The 20688-nt window shown below is 61.2% G+C and carries 22 protein-coding genes; 10 read left to right on the plus strand and 12 right to left on the minus strand.

Annotated elements, in window-relative coordinates:
• Nucleotides 1–29: 29 nt before the first annotated feature.
• Nucleotides 30–521 carry an Lrp/AsnC family transcriptional regulator gene (locus tag IVB22_RS07315; RefSeq protein WP_247516618.1) on the minus strand — a complete coding sequence of 164 codons (492 nt, stop codon included), beginning with the start codon at nucleotides 519–521 and terminating at the stop codon, nucleotides 30–32.
• Nucleotides 522–647: 126 nt separating this feature from the next.
• On the opposite strand from IVB22_RS07315, the gene ald reads away from it, so the two are divergent.
• Nucleotides 648–1763, plus strand: coding sequence for an alanine dehydrogenase (gene ald, locus IVB22_RS07320; RefSeq protein WP_247516619.1), 1116 nt, complete (start codon nucleotides 648–650; stop codon nucleotides 1761–1763).
• Between the two features lie 85 nt (nucleotides 1764–1848).
• Here ald and IVB22_RS07325 read toward each other — a convergent pair whose 3' ends face one another.
• From IVB22_RS07325 to IVB22_RS07340, 4 genes are all read right to left on the minus strand, one after another.
• A complete protein-coding gene (locus IVB22_RS07325) occupies nucleotides 1849–2754 on the minus strand; it encodes an amino acid ABC transporter substrate-binding protein (protein WP_247516971.1) in 906 nt (301 codons plus the stop codon).
• A 392-nt stretch (nucleotides 2755–3146) separates the two neighbouring features.
• On the minus strand, nucleotides 3147–3410 hold the full coding sequence (locus IVB22_RS07330; RefSeq protein ID WP_247516620.1) for a hypothetical protein: 264 nt from the start codon (nucleotides 3408–3410) through the stop codon (nucleotides 3147–3149).
• A 55-nt stretch (nucleotides 3411–3465) separates the two neighbouring features.
• Nucleotides 3466–5784, minus strand: a complete 2319-nt coding sequence (locus tag IVB22_RS07335; RefSeq protein WP_247516621.1) for a xanthine dehydrogenase family protein molybdopterin-binding subunit — start codon at nucleotides 5782–5784, stop codon at nucleotides 3466–3468.
• Between the two features lie 2 nt (nucleotides 5785–5786).
• Nucleotides 5787–6239 (minus strand): (2Fe-2S)-binding protein, encoded by a 453-nt coding sequence (locus IVB22_RS07340; protein WP_247516622.1) that lies wholly within the window; start codon nucleotides 6237–6239, stop codon nucleotides 5787–5789.
• Nucleotides 6240–6959: 720 nt separating this feature from the next.
• Here IVB22_RS07340 and IVB22_RS07345 point away from each other — a divergent pair.
• Entirely contained in the window at nucleotides 6960–7547 is a 588-nt protein-coding gene (locus IVB22_RS07345; protein ID WP_247516623.1) for a ubiquinol-cytochrome c reductase iron-sulfur subunit, read from the plus strand.
• A 73-nt stretch (nucleotides 7548–7620) separates the two neighbouring features.
• Nucleotides 7621–9342, plus strand: a complete 1722-nt coding sequence (locus tag IVB22_RS07350; RefSeq protein ID WP_247516624.1) for a methanol/ethanol family PQQ-dependent dehydrogenase — start codon at nucleotides 7621–7623, stop codon at nucleotides 9340–9342.
• 156 nt (nucleotides 9343–9498) lie between these two features.
• On the opposite strand, the gene IVB22_RS07355 is transcribed toward IVB22_RS07350, so the two are convergent.
• Nucleotides 9499–10014 carry an Lrp/AsnC family transcriptional regulator gene (locus IVB22_RS07355; RefSeq protein WP_247516625.1) on the minus strand — a complete coding sequence of 172 codons (516 nt, stop codon included), beginning with the start codon at nucleotides 10012–10014 and terminating at the stop codon, nucleotides 9499–9501.
• 17 nt (nucleotides 10015–10031) lie between these two features.
• The gene (locus IVB22_RS07360) at nucleotides 10032–10352 is read right to left on the minus strand and encodes a hypothetical protein (RefSeq protein WP_247516626.1); all 321 of its coding nucleotides are present in this window, start codon (nucleotides 10350–10352) and stop codon (nucleotides 10032–10034) included.
• 432 nt (nucleotides 10353–10784) lie between these two features.
• On the opposite strand from IVB22_RS07360, the gene IVB22_RS07365 reads away from it, so the two are divergent.
• Nucleotides 10785–10934, plus strand: a complete 150-nt coding sequence (locus tag IVB22_RS07365) for a hypothetical protein (protein WP_247516627.1) — start codon at nucleotides 10785–10787, stop codon at nucleotides 10932–10934.
• 194 nt (nucleotides 10935–11128) lie between these two features.
• Here the strand turns inward: IVB22_RS07365 and IVB22_RS07370 are convergent, their stop codons facing one another.
• Nucleotides 11129–11644, minus strand: coding sequence for a helix-turn-helix domain-containing protein (locus tag IVB22_RS07370; protein ID WP_247516628.1), 516 nt, complete (start codon nucleotides 11642–11644; stop codon nucleotides 11129–11131).
• Nucleotides 11645–11884: 240 nt separating this feature from the next.
• Between IVB22_RS07370 and IVB22_RS07375 the strand changes: the two genes are divergently transcribed.
• Nucleotides 11885–12517 carry a 2-hydroxychromene-2-carboxylate isomerase gene (locus IVB22_RS07375; RefSeq protein WP_247516629.1) on the plus strand — a complete coding sequence of 211 codons (633 nt, stop codon included), beginning with the start codon at nucleotides 11885–11887 and terminating at the stop codon, nucleotides 12515–12517.
• 105 nt (nucleotides 12518–12622) lie between these two features.
• Nucleotides 12623–13822, plus strand: coding sequence for a CaiB/BaiF CoA-transferase family protein (locus IVB22_RS07380; protein WP_247516630.1), 1200 nt, complete (start codon nucleotides 12623–12625; stop codon nucleotides 13820–13822).
• A gap of 33 nt (nucleotides 13823–13855) precedes the next feature.
• Here IVB22_RS07380 and IVB22_RS07385 read toward each other — a convergent pair whose 3' ends face one another.
• Both IVB22_RS07385 and IVB22_RS07390 read right to left on the minus strand, forming a co-directional pair.
• Nucleotides 13856–14533 carry a glutathione S-transferase family protein gene (locus tag IVB22_RS07385; RefSeq protein ID WP_247516631.1) on the minus strand — a complete coding sequence of 226 codons (678 nt, stop codon included), beginning with the start codon at nucleotides 14531–14533 and terminating at the stop codon, nucleotides 13856–13858.
• Nucleotide 14534: 1 nt separating this feature from the next.
• Nucleotides 14535–15278: an SDR family NAD(P)-dependent oxidoreductase gene (locus IVB22_RS07390; RefSeq protein ID WP_247516632.1), complete on the minus strand. Its 744-nt coding sequence runs from the start codon at nucleotides 15276–15278 to the stop codon at nucleotides 14535–14537.
• A gap of 236 nt (nucleotides 15279–15514) precedes the next feature.
• On the opposite strand from IVB22_RS07390, the gene IVB22_RS07395 reads away from it, so the two are divergent.
• Genes IVB22_RS07395 through IVB22_RS07410 form a run of 4 tightly spaced genes read left to right on the plus strand, consistent with a single transcriptional unit; the run spans nucleotide 15515 to nucleotide 18095 of the window.
• The gene (locus tag IVB22_RS07395) at nucleotides 15515–15730 is read left to right on the plus strand and encodes a hypothetical protein (RefSeq protein WP_247516633.1); all 216 of its coding nucleotides are present in this window, start codon (nucleotides 15515–15517) and stop codon (nucleotides 15728–15730) included.
• Complete coding sequence (locus tag IVB22_RS07400; RefSeq protein ID WP_247516634.1) at nucleotides 15727–17121, plus strand: class I adenylate-forming enzyme family protein; 1395 nt, start codon at nucleotides 15727–15729, stop codon at nucleotides 17119–17121. Before IVB22_RS07395 ends, IVB22_RS07400 begins: the two co-directional genes overlap by 4 nt.
• Nucleotides 17122–17140: 19 nt before the next feature.
• Nucleotides 17141–17878: an SDR family oxidoreductase gene (locus IVB22_RS07405; protein WP_247516635.1), complete on the plus strand. Its 738-nt coding sequence runs from the start codon at nucleotides 17141–17143 to the stop codon at nucleotides 17876–17878.
• A 43-nt stretch (nucleotides 17879–17921) separates the two neighbouring features.
• Nucleotides 17922–18095 carry a hypothetical protein gene (locus IVB22_RS07410; RefSeq protein WP_308200358.1) on the plus strand — a complete coding sequence of 58 codons (174 nt, stop codon included), beginning with the start codon at nucleotides 17922–17924 and terminating at the stop codon, nucleotides 18093–18095.
• Nucleotides 18096–18155: 60 nt separating this feature from the next.
• Here IVB22_RS07410 and IVB22_RS07415 read toward each other — a convergent pair whose 3' ends face one another.
• Nucleotides 18156–19367: a multidrug effflux MFS transporter gene (locus IVB22_RS07415; protein ID WP_247516636.1), complete on the minus strand. Its 1212-nt coding sequence runs from the start codon at nucleotides 19365–19367 to the stop codon at nucleotides 18156–18158.
• 91 nt (nucleotides 19368–19458) lie between these two features.
• The gene (locus IVB22_RS07420; protein WP_247516637.1) at nucleotides 19459–20658 is read right to left on the minus strand and encodes an acetyl-CoA C-acyltransferase; all 1200 of its coding nucleotides are present in this window, start codon (nucleotides 20656–20658) and stop codon (nucleotides 19459–19461) included.
• Nucleotides 20659–20688 lie beyond the last annotated feature (30 nt).

The raw sequence follows: 20688 nt of genomic DNA on the forward strand, positions 1-20688 counted from the left end.
CTCTGGGGGATAGACGACGATTGGCGGGGCTAACGCTGCAATGCCGTTTCAGGGATCGCCCTGCGAACCACTTCGCGCATCGCAAAGCTCGAATGGATCCGCGCGACGCCGGGCATCCGCGAAAGATGCTGCTTGTGGATCCGCTCGAAGTCCGCGATGTCGCGTGCTATCACCTGCAGATGATAGTCATCGCTGCCCGACATCAGGTGGCAGGACACCACGTCGGGGCAACGGGCGATCGCCGCTTCGAACGCGGCGAGATATTCCTCGCTCTGTTTTTCCAGCGTGATGGTGACGACAACCGTCGTGACGAGCCCGAGTGCGGTCGGTTCGAGATCGGCCCGATAGCCGCGAATGATGCCGGTTTCCTCGAGCTGGCGAATGCGACGTGCGCAGGCGGTCGGCGACAGCCCGACCTTTTCGGCGAGTTCGATCTGGCTCGCCCTCGCATCGGAGAGCAACTCAGCCAGGATCCGAACATCAATACGATCCAGCTCGATCACGCCGCTATTCTCTAACATTTAGGATCTGAGCGCAGAATATCTGCGCAAACGGCTCCCGGCAAGCTGCAATTCGCAGAGAAGCGCTGCTCGTTCAGGAGTAGTTTCCTGGCATCGGACAGCAGCCTCCAATGCAGGAGCAAGACCATGCGAGTCGGCGTGCCCAGGGAAATCAAGGTCGAGGAATATCGCGTAGGTCTGACGCCGGCGTCGGTGCGGGAATATGTGGCGCATGGCCACGATGTGATCGTCGAGCAAGGCGCCGGGCTTGGCATTGGCGCCAGCGATGATATCTACCGTTCGGCCGGCGCAGCGATCGTGGACACGGCAGCGGAAATCTTCGCGACCGCCGACATGGTGGTCAAGGTCAAGGAACCGCAGCCGACGGAATGGCGCCAGCTTCGCGAGAACCAGATTCTATTCACCTATCTGCACCTGGCGCCGGACACCGCGCAGACCAAGGGGCTTCTCGCATCCGGCTGCACCGCGATCGCCTACGAGACGGTGACGGATGCCCATGGCGGGCTCCCGCTGCTGGCGCCGATGAGCGAGGTGGCGGGACGGCTGGCGATCGAGGCGGCGGGCGCCGCCTTGCGAAAATCGGCTGATGGCATGGGCAAGCTGATCGGCGGCGTGCCCGGCGTCGCTCCGAGCAGGATCGCCGTGATCGGCGGCGGCGTGGTCGGCACGCATGCCGCGCGGATGGCCGCAGGTCTCGGCGCTGATATCGTCATCCTTGACCGCTCGCTGCCGCGCCTTCGTGTCCTTGATGAAATGTTCCTCGGTCGCGTTCGCACGCGCTACGCGACGCTGGAAGCGATCGAGGAGGAGATCGTCGGCGCTGACGTCGTCATCGGCGCGGTGCTGGTGCCGGGCGCCAGTGCGCCGAAACTCGTCTCCCGCGCGCATCTCGCCCGCATGAAGCGCCGCGCCGTGCTGGTCGATGTCGCGATCGACCAAGGGGGCTGCTTCGAGACGTCGCGGCCGACGACCCATCAGGCGCCGACCTATCTCGTCGACGAGATCGTGCATTATTGCGTGGCCAACATGCCCGGCGCAGTGCCGGTGACGTCGAGCCACGCGCTCAACAATGCCACGCTGCCGTTCGGCCTTGCGCTGGCCGGGAAGGGCATCCGCGCGCTGATCGAGGATCCGCATCTGCGCGCCGGGCTCAACGTGCATCGCGGGCAACTCACCAACCGTGCGGTTGCCGACAGCCAGAATTTGTCCGCGGCGGCGCCCGAGAAAATTCTGGCGGCATGAAGCCCGCCGGCTGACAGGCGAGAGCAGGGCGTGTGAGGCCTCGGGCAGAGCCGATGGAGGCAGCGGCTTCTGCAGCAGCGTATCGTCAGCGGTCGTAGTTTGCGGGGTCTGGACTATCCGACGGCTGCGCATATGCGTTGCGCAGCACTGCCGTCATCGGAGTCTTGAAATTGAGCCCGTTGGGCGGGACCGGCGATTCGAACCACTTTTTGTAAATCGTCTCGATCTCTGGGCTTCGGTAAAGGTTGGCAGTCACACGGTCTGCCACCGCCTTGAATGGTGCATCGTCCTTGCGCAGCATGATCCCGTAGGGTTCGGCCTTGGATAAGGCCTCGTCGCTGATGATGTAGGCAGACGGGTCTTTCGACCTTGCGATCGCAACGGCGAGCTGCACGTCATCAAGGACGTAGGCGGCGGCGCGGCCGGTCTCCAGCATGAGAAAGGCTTCGGCCTGATCCTTTGCCGCCAGCGGCGTGACGCCGAGATTGCGGGCGGCATTGACCTGGTTGAGCTGCACCATGTTGGTCGAGCCCGATATCGCAACAACCGGCTTGCCTTTCAACTGGTCGATCGTGCTGATGTTGTCGGCCTTCCGTGCGGCAAACCGCGTCGCCGACAGAAAATGTGAGTTCGTGAACGCCACTTGGCGCTGCCGCTCCGCATTGTTGGTGGTGGAGGAGCAGACGAGATCGACGGTGCCATTCATCATCAGCGGAATGCGGTTGGACGACGTCACCGCGAGCGTCTCAACGGTCACGTTGGAGACCTTGAGTTCTTGCTTAACCGCGTCCACGATTTTCATGCAGATGTCGACGGCGTACCCGATCGCCTTCTGGTTGCCGTCCAGATAGCTGAAGGGCACCGAAGCTTCCTGGATGCCGAGGATGATCTTGTTGGTTTCCTTGACTTTCTGGAGGGTCCCGGTCAGCTCGCTTGCATGCGCGGGGACGGCGATCAGGGCAACGGCAAGCATCGTCAATGGCAGGCGCATCACGGTGGACCTCATCGGATAGTGAACGGGTTTGCAGCGACCGAACTGATGGCCGTCGCGCCAATCAATAGCGGGCGACCGTAGTCGATCAGCCGTCATTGCTGAATTAGTGACTGTGAAAACCGGCTATATCAAAGTTGTATTGCCGACGGAGTCAGGGCGACCGGATTTAGCGTAGGCGTTAACGGGCAACGCATCCACGATGCGTTGGCGACCCACAATAATGCAGATGTCGAGAACAACGTGCCGCAGGGCGTCGCCGTCTGGGTGTTCGCTGTCAAGAAGCGATCGGTAGGCACCACGCCAGCTCGTTATTGACCAGAGATCAGAAAGGGGCGACCAACGAACGTTCGCCGCCGCCCTTTTGTTGCTTCTGGCTACCAGTGCTGGAGCTATTTGCCCTTGGTATCGACCTTCTGCTTTTCGTCCTCGTTCATTTTCTTCACGACGGGATCGCGACTGGCTTCGCCGGTGGTCTGAGTTGTCGTGGCCGGCGGGCTTTCGTTTGGCATGGAGGTTTGCCCAGGCGGTGTCGTCGCCGGCCGCGTCGCGGTTGCGCTCGGCGGCGACGTCGTTTGAGCGGTCGCCGCCTGTGCATTCAACAGAAGCACGCTCGACAGTAGCGACACCGCGAGCGCCGTTAAGTTGGGTTTCATTGATCTGAACTCCTGTCAGATCAAGGAAAACGGCCCGGTCGGCCTAACGTTCCCCTTACGCCTCCAATTGCTTGCCGATCGGCAGTGCGCGGATGCGCTTGCCGGTCGCGGCGAAGATCGCGTTGATCAGCGCCGGCGCAAAGGGCGGCACACCCGGCTCGCCGACGCCGCTGGGCGGCGTGTCGGGGCCGGCAGGCGCGATGTAGACGTTGGTTACGGCCGGGGACTCGTCGATCCGGAGCAATGGGCAATCGTCAAAATTGCCCTGTTGCACCTTGCCATCCTTGAAGGTAACTGCGCCATGTTTGGCGAGGCTCAGGCCCATGATCGCGGCGCCCTCGATCTGCGACTGGATCCGCTCCGGATTGACGTAGGTTCCGCAATCAATGGCGGTATCGACCCGCGGCACGGTGAGCTTGCCCTTGTCGTCAACGGCCACCTCGACGATCGTCGCGATATAGCTGACGAAGCTGCGATGCGCGGCAATGCCGAGCCCGTGTCCCTTGGGAACGGACCGTCCCCAGCCGCCCTTGTCTGCGACCAGTTCGACGACCTTGCGAAGGCGCGCGGTATCGATCGGATAGCTGTCATAGGGCTCGCCGTAGTTCCAGAGGTCTTTCACCGAATCGAGCTTGACGATCCGGGGCGAGCCGATCAGCTCCAGCAGCATATCCTTTTGATCGCGTTTGGTGGCATGGGCGATTTCAGCCACCATCGACTGCACCGCAAAGGCACGCGGGATATTCGACACCGAGCGGAACCAGCCGATGCGGGTACGCGCGGCCGCTTCCGGATTCTCGCACTGGACGTTGGCGATCTCGAAGGGCATGTCGACCAGCCCCATGCCGAGTTCGAACGGCGCCTGATGCAGCGCACCGGCGGCAAACGTCGAGGCGATGCTCGGCGCGACGCTGCGATGCCGCCAGGCCGTGACCTTGCCGCCCTTGTCGAGGCCGGCCTCGATCCGTTCCACCGAGACGGTGTGCAGGAAGCCGTTGCGAATGTCGTCTTCCCGCGTCCATTGCACCTTTACGGGGGCGCCGAGTTCCTTTGAAAGCAGGGCGGCTTCGAGGGCGAAATCGCACTTCGACTTGCGACCGAAGCCGCCGCCGAGCAGGGTGACGTTGACGGTGACATTCTCCTGGGGAATGCCAAGCGTCTTGGCGACGTCCTCGCGCGTTCCGCCTGCGCTTTGCACCGGTCCCCAGATCTCGGCCTTGTCGCCTTTGACGTCCGCGACTGCAACCGGCGGCTCCATGGCGACATGGGCGATATGCGGCAGATAGTATTCAGCCACGATCACCTTGTCGGCGCCCTTCAGGGCGGCTTCCACGTCACCCTCCTTGCGTACCACCAAGCCGGGCTTCCGTGCGGCTTCCTCCAGTTCGGCGCGGTAGGCAACCGACTCGTATTTGCCGTTGGCGCCATCGTCCCAGACGATCTTCAGGGCGTCGCGGCCCTTGATCGCCGCGCCGGTGTTGCGCGCGATCACTGCGACGCCGCCTAGCGGCTGGAATTTTGAAGGCCAAGGCCAGCCCTTGACTTCCAAAACCTTCTCGACGCCGGAAACCTTCATCGCCGCCGCCCCGTCAAACGACGCGACCTTGCCCCCGGTCACTGGCGGCCGGGCAATGACGGCGTATTTCATGCCTGCTAGCCGGACGTCGGCGCCGTAACGCGCGGTGCCCACCGTGATGTCGCGGAGATCGACCATGCTGATCTGGCCTTTGCCCAGATAGCGGAAATCCTTTGGGTCTTTCAGCCGCAAGCCTTCGACACTCGGTACCGACTGCTTGGCGGCATCGGCTGCCAGATCGCCAAAGCCAATGCGCCGTCCGCTCGCACTGTGGACGACCTCGTGATTGACCGCCTTCACTTCGGTCGCCGGCACACCCCAGCGTTTCGCGGCTGCGCCTTCGAGCATCGTGCGGGCCGAAGCGCCGATCTGGCGCATCGGTATCAGGTAGTGACGCGTGCTGCGCGATCCGTCGGTATCCTGGTTGCCGAATTTGACCTCGTCGCCATGCGCCTGCTGGATGCGAACGCGCGTCCAGTCGGCTTCCAGCTCTTCGGCAACGATCATCGGTAGGCTGGTGCGGACGCCGGTTCCCATCTCGGCGCGGTGCGCGACGATCGTGACAATGCCGTCCGGTGCGATCGCGACGAACACGCGCGGGTCCACCACGGTACCGTGCGGCATCTCGCCCGCACCGGTCTTGTACGCGGCAAAGCCGGGGCGTGACATCACAGGGGCGGCCAAAACAAAGCCGCCGGCCAGCCCGAGGCCCTTCAGGATGCTGCGGCGTGAAACGTTGTCGACTTTGACGTATCGCTCAAAGCCACGGAGCTTTTTGGGATTGGTGATGATGTTCATGGTCAGACCCCCGTCGAAGCGAGGTGAACCGCGTTTTCGATGCGCTGATAGCAGCCACAGCGGCAGATATTGCCCGCCATCGCTTCGCGTATCTGATCGTGGTTGGGTTTTGGATTTTCCAGCAGCAGCGCGGCCGCCTGCATGATCTGGCCGACCTGGCAAAAGCCGCATTGCGGGACATTGAGCTGGCGCCAGGCCTTCTGAACCGCGTGATCGCCGGTCGGATGAAGACCTTCGATCGTCGTAACGTCCCGATTGACCACGTCGGAAACCGACGTAATGCAGGCGCGTACCGCCTGCTTGTCGACGATCACGGTGCAGGCGCCGCAAAGCGCCTGGCCGCAGCCGTATTTCGTACCCGTCAGTCCGATTTCGTCGCGTAGGAACCAGAGTAGCGGGAGATCGGGATCGCCATCCCAGTTCTTTTGCGCACCGTTAATCTTCAAAGTAATCATGATCGATCCTCGCTCTTCGTAAGCTGCTGATGGTAGCTTCGACGTGAGCGAAAAACGTTACGGTTGACCGCTCAACGCCGGCGCTTCGAAATTCCTTGCTATCTGGCTGGGATTTCTTTGAGCCATCCTCCTGATCATTATTATTGGCTGTTGTTCAGTAGGCCGCGCTTGGCAGATCGGTCGCCACAAGGCGTTCTACATTTGCGTCCGCATGTTTGGCGAAAGCGGGGCATCGGCAAAAATTTGCATTTGGTCAGCAACTCTGACGCAGTGGCTACAAGCAAGAGCAACTGTCGCCAAACTTGCACGTCGTCGTCATGACGACAAGACGCGGGGATCGCCTCTCCGCGTGGCCCGTCGCAGTACGGACTTTTGCCATTTGCGCTCAACGGACGCCGGCGTGCGCTTCGGGACGACTCCTGCAATTCTCGATCTTGGCCGCACGCGCGATGACGCACCGCACATCGCAGAAGGCTGAGCTGTTCTGCGAAATATGCATGATGCGCTAGTCGGCAGTTGCGATCGCGTGAAATGCAATGGACTCCCACTATTGCTGACTTTTCCTGGACTCGCTGACGCAACTGGAAGGAACATTACTCAAAAGACAAAGTTGTCCGTCGCCTTCTTTTTGACCGACTCCCTGCTTCAGTTTGTGTCATGTGCAAATCCGATCAGCCCACAACGTCGATCACAAGCACAGACGCGGAACTCGCGACAGCGATGTGTCAGGATCCGACGCGGCGCGCACTCATCCTGACGGCTCTTGCCACCGGGGCCTGCCTGGCCTCGTCCAGGTCCTCCATTGCCGAGGAAGATGCACCGGGCAGCAACGAGCGGCCTCAGAAAGCCGACGTGCTGGTTTTCGCCGAAGGGGACCGTGCCGGCGAGGTGATCAAGCCGCAGGATCTGAAAGCCGGTGGACCGCCGGTGCGGGCCTGGCCAAAGGATCCCAATACATCCGTTATCCGCAAGGGCTCGCGTCTGAACGAGGTGCTTGTCGTCAAACTGGATCCGGCCGAACTGGATGAAGATACGCGCTCGCGTGCGGCCGGCGGCGTCGTGGCCTATTCGGCAATCTGCGTCCACACTGGCTGTCCGATCACCGCATGGGTGAAAGCTGCATCCAGCGACAAGGATGTGTTCAAATGCGTCTGCCACAATTCGGAATTTGACCCCAGGCAAAGCGCGCAAGTTGTGTTCGGACCGGCGCCCCGGCGTCTGCCGGCGCTTCCGTTGGTGGCGGACGACGGCCCACTGACCGTGGCCGCAGCATTTGTTGGAAAGGTAGGTGCAACGCAATCCAGGTGAGGGCGGACCGCCATCGATCCACGACAAGACAAAAACAGAGTTCGTGAGATGAAAACAAAGGGGAGGTTGCGTTATGACCTTGAAGCAATGGCTGTTGTCGGGTTTGCTCGCGTCCACATTCCTCGTTCCGATCGCTGCCGCCGGCCCGATCGAGAACTACAGCCCGGTGACGCCCGAGCGACTCAAGAATCCTGAGCCTGGCAACTGGATGCATTATCGGCGGACCTATGACGGCCAAGGATACAGCACGCTCGACCAGATCAACACCTCGAACGTGAAAAACCTGGTGCCGGTGTGGACGTTCTCGACCGGTGTGGTCGAAGGACACCAGGCCCCGCCGATCATCAACAATGGCGTGATGTTCGTCTCAACGCCGGAAGGGCAGGTGATCGCACTCAACGCCAAAACCGGCGACGAGTACTGGCGATACAAACGCCAGCTTCCCGAAGACCTCTTTCAATTGCACCCGACCAACCGCGGCGTAGGACTGTGGCAGGACAAGCTATACCTCGCCACGACAGACGATCATCTGGTCGCGCTCGATGCCAAGACCGGCAAAGTGGTCTGGGATACCAAGGTCGAGGACTACAAGAAGGGGCAATATTTGACCCTGATGCCGCTGGTCGTCGACGGCAAGGTGATCGTCGGCGGTTCCGGCGGGGAATTCGGCATCCGCGGTTATATCGTTGCCTACGACGCCAACACCGGCAAGGAACTGTGGCGAACCTTCACCATTCCCGGCCCGGGCGAGTTCGGCCATGACACGTGGAGTGGCGACGACTGGAAAACGGGGGGCGCGCCTGCCTGGATGACAGGCACGTACGATATGGATACCAGGACGATCTATTGGGGCACAGGCAACGCCGCACCCTGGCCGGGTGAAACTCATCCCGGCGACAATCTCTACTCGACGTCGGTGCTCGCGCTTGATCCCGAGAGCGGCAAGATCAAATCGTACTTCCAGTACCATCAAAACGATTCCTGGGACTGGGACGAGGTGGACGCCCCCATGCTGATCGACCTGCAAAGGGACGGCCGCACCATCAAGAGCCTGGTTCATCCCGGCCGCAACGCGATCTTCTGGGTGCTCGAGCGCAAGCCGGAGGGCATCAAATATGTAGCCGGCTGGCCTTACGTTTACACCGATGTCTGGAAGAGCATCGATCCGAACGGCAGGCCGATTGCCGATCCCGCCCACAAGCCGGGCATCGGCAAGCGCGTCGAATTCTGTCCGTCCCTGTGGGGCGGCAAGGATTGGCCGTCGGCGGCGTATAGTCAGAATACCAAATTGGTCTACGTTCCCGCCAACGAGAATTTCTGCGGCGGTTTTACCGGCGAAAAACTACCGTTGGTTCCCGGCAAGCTTTGGCTCGGGACCAAGCCCGAGGATATCGGCTTGACACCCCGTCCCGGCGCTACCCACTTTGGCGAACTGCAGGCGTGGGATCCGGCCACGGGCAAGAAGGTCTGGTCGCATAATTTCCCGAAGTCACAACTGTTCGGTTCGGTGACCGCCACCGCTGGCGACCTCATCTTTGTCGGTGGCACCAACGACCGGATGTTCCGCGCCTTCCATGCCAAGACCGGTGAACTGCTTTGGGAGCAAAAGACCAACTCCGGGATCGTGGGCATGCCGATCGCCTATGAGGTGGACGGCACGCAGTATATTGCTGTCCAGTCGGGCTGGGGCGTCGACGCGCAGCGCATCCAGGACGCTCTGGTGGGCAAGGTCCCCGGCCTTGAGAATAACGTGCCGCAGGGCGGCGTCGTGTGGGTGTTCGCCGTCAAGAAGTGACGGCGAAAGGCAGGATCCGGCGCCTGGCTGCTACGCAGTGGCCAGGCACCGCTGCGATCCAGGCAACGCGCGCGCAGCCTCGGCCGGCGTGGGTCAGTAGCGCTTTCCTCGCCGACAATCCTACGATTTTGCACGCCGGCCTGTCGCCCCTGCGGGCTAAACCCCCGCATTGACGAGCAGCGGATCGGCGGAAGTTACGAGCTTCAGGGTCCGCAGCGAAAAGGTCGAGCGCGTGTGCCGGATGCCTTGAATCCGGTAGAGCTTCTCCCGAAGAAAGCGCTCGTAGTGAGTGGTGTCGGCGACCGCTACCTTGACCAGGTAGTCGTATTCGCCGGTGACGAGATTGGCCTCGATAACCTCCGGGATCTTTGCGAGGGCGTCGCCGAACCGGGAGAGCACCTTGTCGTCGTGCTTGTCCAGCGTGACTTCGATGAAGACGATATCCTTCAGGCCGATGGCGACGTGATCGATGACCGCCGAGTAGTGCTTGATCACGCCGATCTCCTCAAGGTATCTGACCCGCGACCAGCATGGCGAAGACGACAGTCCGACGCGATTGGCCAGTTCGTTGACGGTCAGTCGTCCTTCGTCGCGGAGGATCGAAAGAATCTTTCGATCGATCAGGTCGAGGTCCGCCTTGGTTCGCGGCTTGGCGAGGGAAGATGATTTCATCGTAGATCTCCACAGATTCAGACGATTCTTCTGCAAAAGACGAATATCACATAAAATAATGGGAAAATCACCTGCTGACTCGGCGATACAGTCCTGCCCGAGGAGATCAGAAAATGCCGTCTGCCGCATGCCGCGCTTCGTCTGTCGTCTTCAGGGCCGTTGCCACCGATTCGCTTGCCGCGGCGTCCCAGCTTCTGGCCGATGTGCAGCGCTTCGGGCTGCAGATGGTCGAATTCCGGATGATGGTCGATGTCGAGGGAGGGGCGGCCATCGACTTCGGCATCGACGCAAGGCCGGACCACGATCCAGCGATTCTCTGCTCCCGCTTCGCACGACATCCCGCGCTCCGTTCGGTCGAGGTCGTCGGACGATCGCCGATCAAAACGGAAGGCACGGCGCCATGAACGTCCTGCCTCTCACCTTGCACGTTCCCGGGCCGCTGCCTTCCGCAGCGCTCCATAGTGGGAAAACGCCGCGCCTTCGATGCCGTTGCGCATCGGCGAGGCCTGGTCAGATGGCGCCCGCGCTTTGGGTGAGCCATACCGGCGCTGAGCTGGCTTTCGGCCCAAAGCCGTACCGGGCAGGTGAGGTCTTTGCTCGACCTTTCGCAAGTGACGCCAGATGAATTGGCGCCGGTCGCCGTTCCGTGTTCACGAGTTTTTTATCCTTTTATTGTCACCGATGAGAGGCAAATCCGCGGTGGTCTCCCTATCTAATTGAAATGATACTCGTCATCCAAACGACCGAGTACCCGAAATTTGGAGCTGCACATGGGTGAAGTCATTCGATTTGTTCCAAAGTCCGAGCTCGAGCGGGCCCGCTTAGTTCGAGAAGCGCGTGCGATATACGACAGCATCTTCCCGTCGGCCGATGCGATCAGCGAGCGGGGCGACGACACGACGCCGCTCCATCAGGGTTGATTTTGCACCGCCGCCGGTGCCCGGCCGGACCCAAAATCCAGAAAATGGAGCGGCGTCACCGCCTCGCACCATTCGTCTCCAGCAGGCCGCTACCGGAAGACGTTTCAGCGCAGCATAGGGCATAATTCTCATGGCGTGACGGCAATCACACGCTGCGGTCTGTCAGGCTGTGAAACACGGCTTGATGATCGCCGTTACGCCGCTTGCCTGCGGCTCTTCGGCTTCGCCTTCTTGTCGAGAGAAACTTTCTCTGAGGCCGGCCGCGCGCCCGGTCCAGGATGGACATGAACTTCCTTGGCCGAAAGCGGCTCGCCGCATTCCGAGCACACCATCACGGGATCGAACATCTTGCCGCACTTGCGGTGCTCATGCAGCAGGGGGCGTCCGCGTTCGTCGACCATGTGGGTGTCACCCCAGTGCACGAGCGCCATCATGATCGGATAGAGATCAAGTCCCTTCTGCGTCAAGATGTACTCGTGGCGTTTGGGTGACTCCTGATATGGAATGCGGCGCAGCACGCCCTGCCGAACCAGCTTTTTCAGCCGTTCTGCGAGCAAGTGACGCGTAATCCCAAGCGCTGACTGAAAACCCTCGAAGCGGCGCGTGCGCAGAAAGCATTCGCGCAGGATCAGAAGCGTCCAACGGTCGCCGATCACACCAATGGTCCGGGCCATCGAACATGGCTCTTCCTCGAGCTGATCCCATTTCATTCCTGCTCTCCAGTCATCCTGGCGCCTGCTCCGCTCGAATCGCCCAGGGAACCTCAGCTACCCTACCATTCTAGATAGGTACTCAATTCCAAACAATACCCCGTCGATCGGTTAAAATTAGCAGAATTCGGCAGAGATTTGACAGTTCAATTTTAGAACTGTATGAACGAAAAGTAGTCAGGGATCGGCTAGAGGATCGCCAAACCTGACCATTCACTTCGCTCTACGGGAGGAGCTGACATGCCCCTGAAAGTTGAATTCCTGTTCGATTTCGGCAGCCCGAACGCTTACCTGGCGGAACTGGTCCTTCCGGGAATCGAACGGCGCACCGGCGTGAAATTCGAATATGTCCCGGTTCTGCTCGGCGGCATCTTCAAGGCGACGGGCAACATGTCCCCGTTCGACTCGCTTCGCGGCATCAAGAACAAGCCGGAATACCAGGCGCTGGAAACCCAGCGCTTCATTCGGCGCCATAACATCACGAAATTTCGGCAGAACCCCTTCTTTCCGGTCAATACGCTGATGTTGATGCGGGGCGCCGTCGCGGCTCAGTTCGAAGGCGTGTTTGAACCCTATTTCCGCGCTGCGTATCATCATATGTGGGAAGAGCCGAAGAAGGTGGATGACCTCGAAACCTTCCGGAGCGCGTTCATCTCCTCGGGCATCGATATCGACCGGTTGATTGCGCGTGCGCAGCAGGATGACGTCAAGAAGGGGCTGATCGATCGGACCACCGACGCGGTCAACCGCGGAGCATTTGGCTCGCCGACTTTCTTCGTCGGAAAGGAAATGTTTTTCGGCAAGGACCAACTTCGGGACGTCGAGGAGTCGATTGTCGAGCAGACCAGTCAGCCGGTTCCCAAAACGGCGTAAAAGTCGGGTGAGCACTGGAAGACAGGGTCGTATCCAGGGCTTGCGCGACCAAAAGCCAAATTCGCAGTCCGCCCTGTAGCAAGGGTAATAATAAGGGAGAATGCCATGCCCGGTCCGCTCAACGGGGTTCGTGTCCTCGATTTGACAGGCGTGGTGTCGGGTCCTTTCGCGACCATGTTTCTGGCGGATCAGGGTGCCGACGTTCTGAAGATCGAGCCGATCGGCGGCGATATCACCCGGCGCAGCCGTGCAACGATCGACAAGGATGGCGAGTTCTCCGCGCTCTTTATCTCTTCAAACCGCGGCAAGCGCTCACTGTCGATCGACGTCAAGAGCGCGGCCGGCCGTGAGGTGCTCGCCAAGCTGGTCGCGCAGGCGGATGTCCTGGTGCAGAATTTCCGGCCCGGCACCATGGAGCGCCTCGGTCTCGGTGTCGAAGAGTTGCGCCAACGCCATCCGCGCTTGATCTATGTTTCGATCAGCGGCGTCGGCGACACCGGACCGTATGTGAAGAAGCGCGTCTATGATCCAATCATTCAGGGCCTGTCGGGCTTTGCCGATATCCAGTCGCAGCCGGTAACGAACCGTCCGCAGATGATCCGAACCATCGTCTGCGACAAGACTACCGCCGTGTTCACCGCGCAGGCGGTTGCAGCGGCGCTCTACGCCCGCGAGAAGACAGGGCAGGGCGATCACATTCAGGTCGCCATGCTTGATGCGATGATCTCGTATCTGTGGCCCGAGGGCATGATGCAATACACGGTGGTGGGCGCGGAAACCACCGCCGCCGATCCTAACGATCGACCGGATCTCGTGTTCAAGACCAGCGACGGCTACATCACGGCTGGTACCATTTCGGATTCCGAATGGCAGGGGTTTTGCCGGGCCTCGGGCGATCCCGAGCTTGCCAAGGATCCTCGGTTTGCGACCCCATCTGCGCGCTCGGTCAACGCCACGGCGCGCATCAACAAGATGGCGGAATATATCGGCCAGCACACCACTGCCGAATGGCTGGAGCGCCTGGACGCCGCTGACGTGCCTTGCGCACCGATCCTGCGGCGAGGCGAGATCATCCACAATGAACAGGTCGTCGCGCGCGATATCATCGCCGAGTTCGATCAACCGAAGGTCGGGCGGGTGCGGCAGCCGAAACCGGCCGCACGCTTTGAGATCAATGAGGCCGCGATCGGCGGGCCTGCTCCCCGGGTCGGCGAGCACTCGCGCGATGTGTTGCGCGAGCTGGGTTACGACGATGGCGCCATCGACAAGATGGTCGCCGAGCGCAGTGTGCGCGTGGCGGTCTAACCCCGAAGCCTTCTCGCGCGTGGCGGACGGTTTCTAAACTTTGATCGGCGCCGGCGTGATCGGTACCAATGGGGCATTTGCCGCGATGGCTCGCTGAAAGGCCTCCCGTTTCTTGATGCGTTCGAGATAGGGTTGCGCGTTGTCGCAAATGCCGACGCCATAGGCGATGGCCCACTCAAGGCAGGTCGTGAGCAGGATGTCAGCGCTGGTGAACCGCTCGCCCATCAGGAATTGCCGGCCGTCTGCAAGTGCTACTTCGACATGGCGCAGTTGCTGGCGGAAATACTCGCCGGCCTGGGCAACGACTTCGGGCGCAATACCGTAGATCGGACCCAGCGCGTCAGCCCGATGACGGCGCATCACGTAAAGGCTGGTTGAATCCAGCTCCGCGACGATAAAGAAACACCACTCCAGCCACGCGGCATACTCGCGGGTGGCATCCGGAATCAGCGAGCGTTCCGCCGTGGAATAGGTTCGTGACAGGTAGGCAACGATCGCAGCGCTCTCGCCGATGCAGAAGTCACCGTCCTGCAATAGGGGAATTTTCTGGCGCGGATTGAGCTTGGTGTATTCAGCGGTCTTGGTCTCGCCCGTTCGCGGCCCAATCGGCTTTGTCTCATAGGCCAAGTCCAGTTCGTGCATGGCCCAGTGCGGGCGAATGGTGCGGCTTGTCCCGACGCCCCACAGGGTCAGGTTTGGTGTCGCGTTCATGTTACCACTTCTCCACGGACGGACGGAGATCGAGCTCGTGGGTCCAGCCGTCTCTGCTTTGCTGGTGGGTAAACCAATAGGCTTCGGCAATGGAAGACGTCTTGGTCAGGCTATCTGGGGGAATGTCGCTTGCCTCGATCCCTTTTGCTGCTTTCATGCGCTGGTGAATGGCCTCGCTGTCGACGCCGGCATCGATCAACAGATGCACAACATGAATATTCTTCGGCCCCAGTTCGCGCGCCATCGCCTGTGCCACGGCTCGCAGTCCGAACTTCGCCGATGAAAACGCCGCAAACCCCTGGCCGCCACGCACACTGGCCGTCGCACCCGTAAAGAAGATGGTGCCGCGTCCGCGCGGCAGCATGACGCGAGCTGCCTCACGTCCGGCCAGGAAGCCGCCGTAGCAGGCCAGTTCCCAAGCCTTGAAGAACAGCTTCTCGGTTGTCTCCAGCAATGGCTTGTTGACGTTCGATCCGGCATTGTAGAGGCAGACCTCGATCGGCCCGAGCTCTTTCTCGATCCGCGCGAATATGCCTTGGACCTCTGCTTCCTGACGGGCATCGACGCTGAACGCGTGAATGTTATGTCCCGCAGCCCTCAGCTCGGCCACAAGCCCCTGCGACTTGGACGCATCACGCCTGCAGATGCAAACCGTATAGCCGCCCTCGGCAAAACGCCGCGCGACCGCCGCCCCAATGGCGTCGCCTGCGCCCACGAGTATCGCTACGCCGCGGCTCTCCGCCATTCCGCTTCTCCCATTAAGTTCCTATTTGATACTTTAATCGTAACGGTAGGACGGTCCATTGTAAACGACGGTTTTCGACAATTATCAGACAATAGTAGGGCAGTTAGGTTGCCCCTTCAGACTGCGTGAAGCAGGATCGATGAATTAGTGATTGACGGGTTCTAAAAAAGAACGTTAGGTAAGTGGCGAATGTGCCGCGTTGCAAAAGTAGGCATGGTTTGGTCGGGAGGCTAGTCGTGGCGGAGCTTTCAGAGGCGATCAATCTCGACGAGATTGCTGTCGGCTTGCCGCGCCGCATCCACGAAGTTACGGCAAGACAGGTTGCCAAAGCTCCCGACCGGATCGCTCTGGTCGAAGAAGGGGCATCCTGGAGCTACGGCGAACTGGATCAGCGTGTCAGCGAATCGCCGCCGTCCTCTCGTCGCTGGGGATCAGGCCGGGCGACCGGATGATCATTGTCAGCGAAAACTGTATTGCGCTCGCCGCCTTGCTGCTGGCGGCGAGCCGGCTCGACGCCTGGGCGATCGTCGCCAACCCGCGATTGTCCGCACGCGAGCTGGACCAGATTCGCGATCATAGCGGTGCCCGCCGGATGTTTTTCACATCAGGCATTTCGAAGGAGGCCGCGGCTCACGCGTCGCGCTATGGCGCCGAGAACCGGCGCATCGGCCCACTGCCGGAGCTTGGCGTTGGTCCGCTCAACGAAAGCGCAGCCGTCGAGCCGGTGGAGGCCGATCCCGCAAAACAAGTCGCGGTGCTGATATACACCTCGGGAACGACGGGCACCCCGAAGGGCGTGATGCTCTCGCACGATAACCTGCTGATCAGCGCCAAGACTACCGCGCATTTCCGCAGGATGAATCAAGACGACAAGATCTATCTCGTGTTGCCGATCTCGCATATCGTCGGCATCTCGCTCCTGATCATGACATTGATGGTCGGCGGTACGGTGCGGATGGTCAGCAAATACGATCCTGCCGCGACCGCCAGGGCGATCGCGGAGGAGGGCGTTACCATCCTCAATGGCGTACCCGCCACCTATCAACGCCTGCTGGAATACAAGAGCATATCAGGTGTGAAGCAGCTCGCCCGCGGCTCGTTACGCCTGATCGCCGTCGCCGGCGCGCCCCTCGACTTGAATCTGAAATCGCGTGTCGAGAAGGAGTTCGGCCTTCCGCTGCTCAACGGCTACGGGATCACCGAATGTTCGCCGGGAATATCTGGCGTGCGTTTCGATGCGCCGCGTTCCGACCAGGCGGTCGGCACGCTGCTGCCGGGAGTAGAAGCCCGGATCAGAACTATCGACGGCATACCACTGTCGAAGGGCGAAGTCGGAGAACTTCACGTTCGTGGACGCAGCGTGATGCGTGGCTATTATAAGTCCCCCGAGCTGACGGCCAAGGTGATCGACAGCGAGGGCTGGTTCAATACCGGTGATCTCGCGCGCTTCGACGGCGATTGCCTGTACATTGTCGGCCGCGCGAAGGAAATGATCATCCGTTCGGGCTTCAACGTATATCCTGCCGAGGTCGAAGCGGTGCTCAGTTCACACAAGGACGTCGTGCAGTCCGCGGTGGTCGGCCGTGCCGCGGATAGCAATGAGGAGATTGTCGCCTTTGTGCAACTGCTGCCGGGGTCACGCGTGACACCGGAGGAACTGATGAGTTTCATCCGATTTCAGCTCACCTCATACAAGCGGCCGTCCGAGATCGTCATCCTCGATGCATTGCCGGCCACTTCAACCGGCAAGATACTCAAGCACAAGCTCGCGGAGTCCTTGCGCAGCGCGGGTAGCGAAACCCCGCCGGCGCAGGCCGCTCCACTTCGCAGACAACAGATCTAACCTGACCGGGAGAAAACCCTTGCAAAAGAGAAACGCGACCGTGGCCGTGATCGGTGCTGGTGACTATATCGGCGGTGAGATTGCCAAGAAATTCGCATCCGAGGGCTTCACGGTGTTCGCCGGGCGCCGCAACGGCGCCAAGCTCGAGCCGCTGGTCAAGGAGATCGAGAAGGCCGGCGGCGAAATTCACGCGCGCTCGCTCGACGCACGCAAGGAAGAGGAAATCATTTCCTTCCTTGGCGACGCCGATAAGCACGCGCCGCTGGAGGTGTGCATCTTCAACATCGGCGCCAACGTCAACTTTCCGATTTTGGATACGACCGAACGCGTATTCCGCAAGGTCTGGGAGATGGCCTGCTATTCCGGCTTTCTCGCCGGCCGCGAGGCGGCCCGCCTGATGCTGCCCCGCGGCAAAGGCAATATCTTCTTTACCGGCGCGACAGCGAGCCTCCGCGGCGGATCGGGATATGCTGCCTTCGCCAGCGCGAAGTTCGGCCTGCGGGCTGTTGCACAAGCGACCGCGCGTGAATTGGGTCCAAAGAACATCCATGTCGCGCATCTCATCATCGATTCCGGCGTCGATACCGAATGGGTGCGGCAGCGGCGGATCGAGGCGCTTGGCCCGAACGCGCTGGATGATCCCGATCTCTTGATGCCGCCATCGTCGGTCGCAGAATCCTATTGGCTGCTTTATCAGCAGCCAAAAAGCGCCTGGACTTTTGAGCTGGAGATTCGCCCCTTCGGCGAGAAGTGGTAGCGGGCGCGTTCCCAATCCGGAAACCGACCTTTCCAAGGAGCAGATGCTGCTCTGGCACATCGACAAGACTTTGATCGAGGGTGTCTATAACACTGGACTTGCGCGTCCCATACTGCGCGCGGGCCGCGGCGGAGACTACCTCGAGGTCAGGACCGAAAACATGTTCGAGATGAAGCGCCCGACCGGCAGCAGCAAACCGGAATTCCACGGCAGCTGAAGCCTGACTTCACAAACCTGACGGGTGACTGAAAAGAGACCACTGCGGAGTCAGAAGCTATCAAGACCTCGGGCCTCGTCCGTACAAGCCAAGAGCCAGCAGTGAAAACGCGCTCAACACGATGCCCAGCGCCAACATTGCTTCATGCGACACCGTGGCGGCGAGCCATACGCCGGTTGCGGCGGTCATCATCTGCCAGAAGCCCAGCAGCGCCGAGGCGGCGCCGGCTTTCTCCCCGAATGGAGAGAGCGCCCGCGCGGTCGCCAGTGGACTGACAACGCCCATGCCGAGGAGAAATACACACATCGCGCCCAGAAACGGCAAGAAAGTTGGGCTGGTCATCGAGATGAGCAGGATCGCAACGCTGCTCGCGGCTGTCGCCCACAATCCTGCCCGGATCGGGCCATCGAGCCCATAGCGTGGTGCCAATTTCGTCGCCAGCATACCGGCGGCGAATACGATAAAGACGGTGCCGGCGAAGAACAGGCCGAGCTGGATCGGCGTGAAGTGCATCGCTTCAATGAATAAGCGTGGCGCAGCCGAAAACATCGAGAACAAGCCGCCTATGATCAGGCTTGCGGTTGCAGCCGGGATAACGAAACGACGATCGCCAATCAGGCCAGCATAGGTCTTGGCGATGGCGACCGGATTGAGTGGAGTGCGGATCGAATGGTGGGTTTCGCCGAGGATGATGCCGTAGGCAATGGCGCCAACTGCGGCAAAGGCCGCGACTAGAGCGAATTCGGAGCGCCAGCCAAAGCTGTGATCCAGTGCGCCGCCAAGCAGGGGCGAGAAGCCGGGGGCTGCGGACATCACGGTCATGATGAGCGCCAGCGCGCGTGCCAGTGCCGCCCCGCTGAACATGTCGCGGGCGATGGCGCGAGACAGCACGGACGTCGCGCAAGCGCCTGCAGCCTGCACGACGCGGCCGGCCAAGAGATTAGGTAGGTCGTTTGCCAAGCCACACCAGACGCTGCCGCCGAAGAACACGGCAAATCCGATCAGGACCGGCCAGCGTCTTCCGTAGCGATCCGAAAGCGGCCCGACCACGAGCTGGCCCAACCCAAACACTGCAAGATAGACAGTGATGGCTGATGTAACCGCCGCGCTGGTGACATTCAATGAGACCGCAATTTGTGGCAGCGACGGCAGCAAGATGTTGGTCGCGAGCGTTCCCATGGCGGCCAGGACGGAAAGGACCGCGATCGGCAGGGCGCTGGAGGTGGCAACGGTCGGCGCCGCGGTCTTGATCGTTTCGCACTGGCCAGCCATGGGAACTTTCGTGCTGATAGGGATAGGCGGGTTACAAGACGGCGAGCGACGCGGTTCGCCACTCGCCGAGCCTTTTGCAGGTTCGCTCGCGTTAGCCGCGAACGACGCGCTCGACCGCAATAGCGGTGGCTTCACCGCCACCGATGCATAACGCCGCGACGCCGCGTTTCAGGTTCTGCGCTTCAAGCGCATGCAACAAAGTCACGATCAGGCGCGCGCCGGTGGCACCGATCGGGTGACCGAGCGCGCAGGCGCCGCCATTGACGTTCAGCTTCTCCCTGGGGATGCCCAGATCCTTCTGCGCCGCCATCGCCACCACCGCAAAGGCCTCATTGATCTCGAACAGATCGACATCGGCGACGCTCCAGCCGACCTTGTCCAACAGCTTGCGAATGGCGGGGATCGGCGCGGTGGTGAACCATTGCGGCTCCTGGCTGTGGGTGGCATGACCCTTGATCTCGGCCAGCACCGGAAGCCCGTCGCGATCGGCGAGCGAGCGTTTTGCGAGAATGAGCGCTGCCGCGCCGTCGGCATTCGCGGAGGAGGCGGCCGGCGTGATGGTGCCGTTAGCGCGGAACGCGGCCTTCAGGCCGGGTATCTTGGCGGGATCGACCTTGAGCGGGTGTTCGTCATTGGCGATGATGCGCGGCCCGGCCTTTTCGGTCAGCGTGATCGGCGCAATCTCGGCCTTGAACGCGCCGCCTTCGACCGCCTTTCGTGCGCGGTTCAGGGTCTCCATCGCGTAGGCGTCCTGGTCCTTGCGGGTGAACTGGTAGGCTTCCGCGGTGGCCTCGCCGAAGTCGCCCATCGAGCGGCCGGTCTCGTAGGCGTCTTCGAGGCCGTCCATCATCATGTGATCGATGATCCGGTCGTGACCGGCGCGGTAACCGCCGCGCGCCTTGGCCAGCAGATAGGGCGCATTGCTCATGCTCTCCATGCCGCCGGACAGCACGATCTCGGCGGAGCCTGCATTGATGATGTCGTGCGCCAGCATGGTGGCCTTCATGCCGGAGCCGCAGACCTTGTTGATGGTGGTGGCACCGGTGGCGTCCGGCAGTCTGGCGCCGCGGGCGGCCTGACGGGCCGGCGCCTGGCCCTGTCCGGCCGGCAACACGTTGCCCATGAACACCTCGTCGATCTTTTCAGGCGCAAGCTTCGCCCGTTCCAGTGCCGCGCCGATTACGTGAGAGCCGAGCTTGTGGGCGCTGAACGACGACAGTTCGCCCATGAACCGGCCGAGCGGCGTGCGGGCGGCGGAAAGAATGACGACGGGATCGGAAGCTGCGACCATGGCGAACTCTCCTGTTGATAGAGGTTGTTA

Origin of the sequence: Bradyrhizobium sp. 190 (genome assembly GCF_023073415.1) — a bacterium.
Classification (GTDB): domain Bacteria; phylum Pseudomonadota; class Alphaproteobacteria; order Rhizobiales; family Xanthobacteraceae; genus Bradyrhizobium.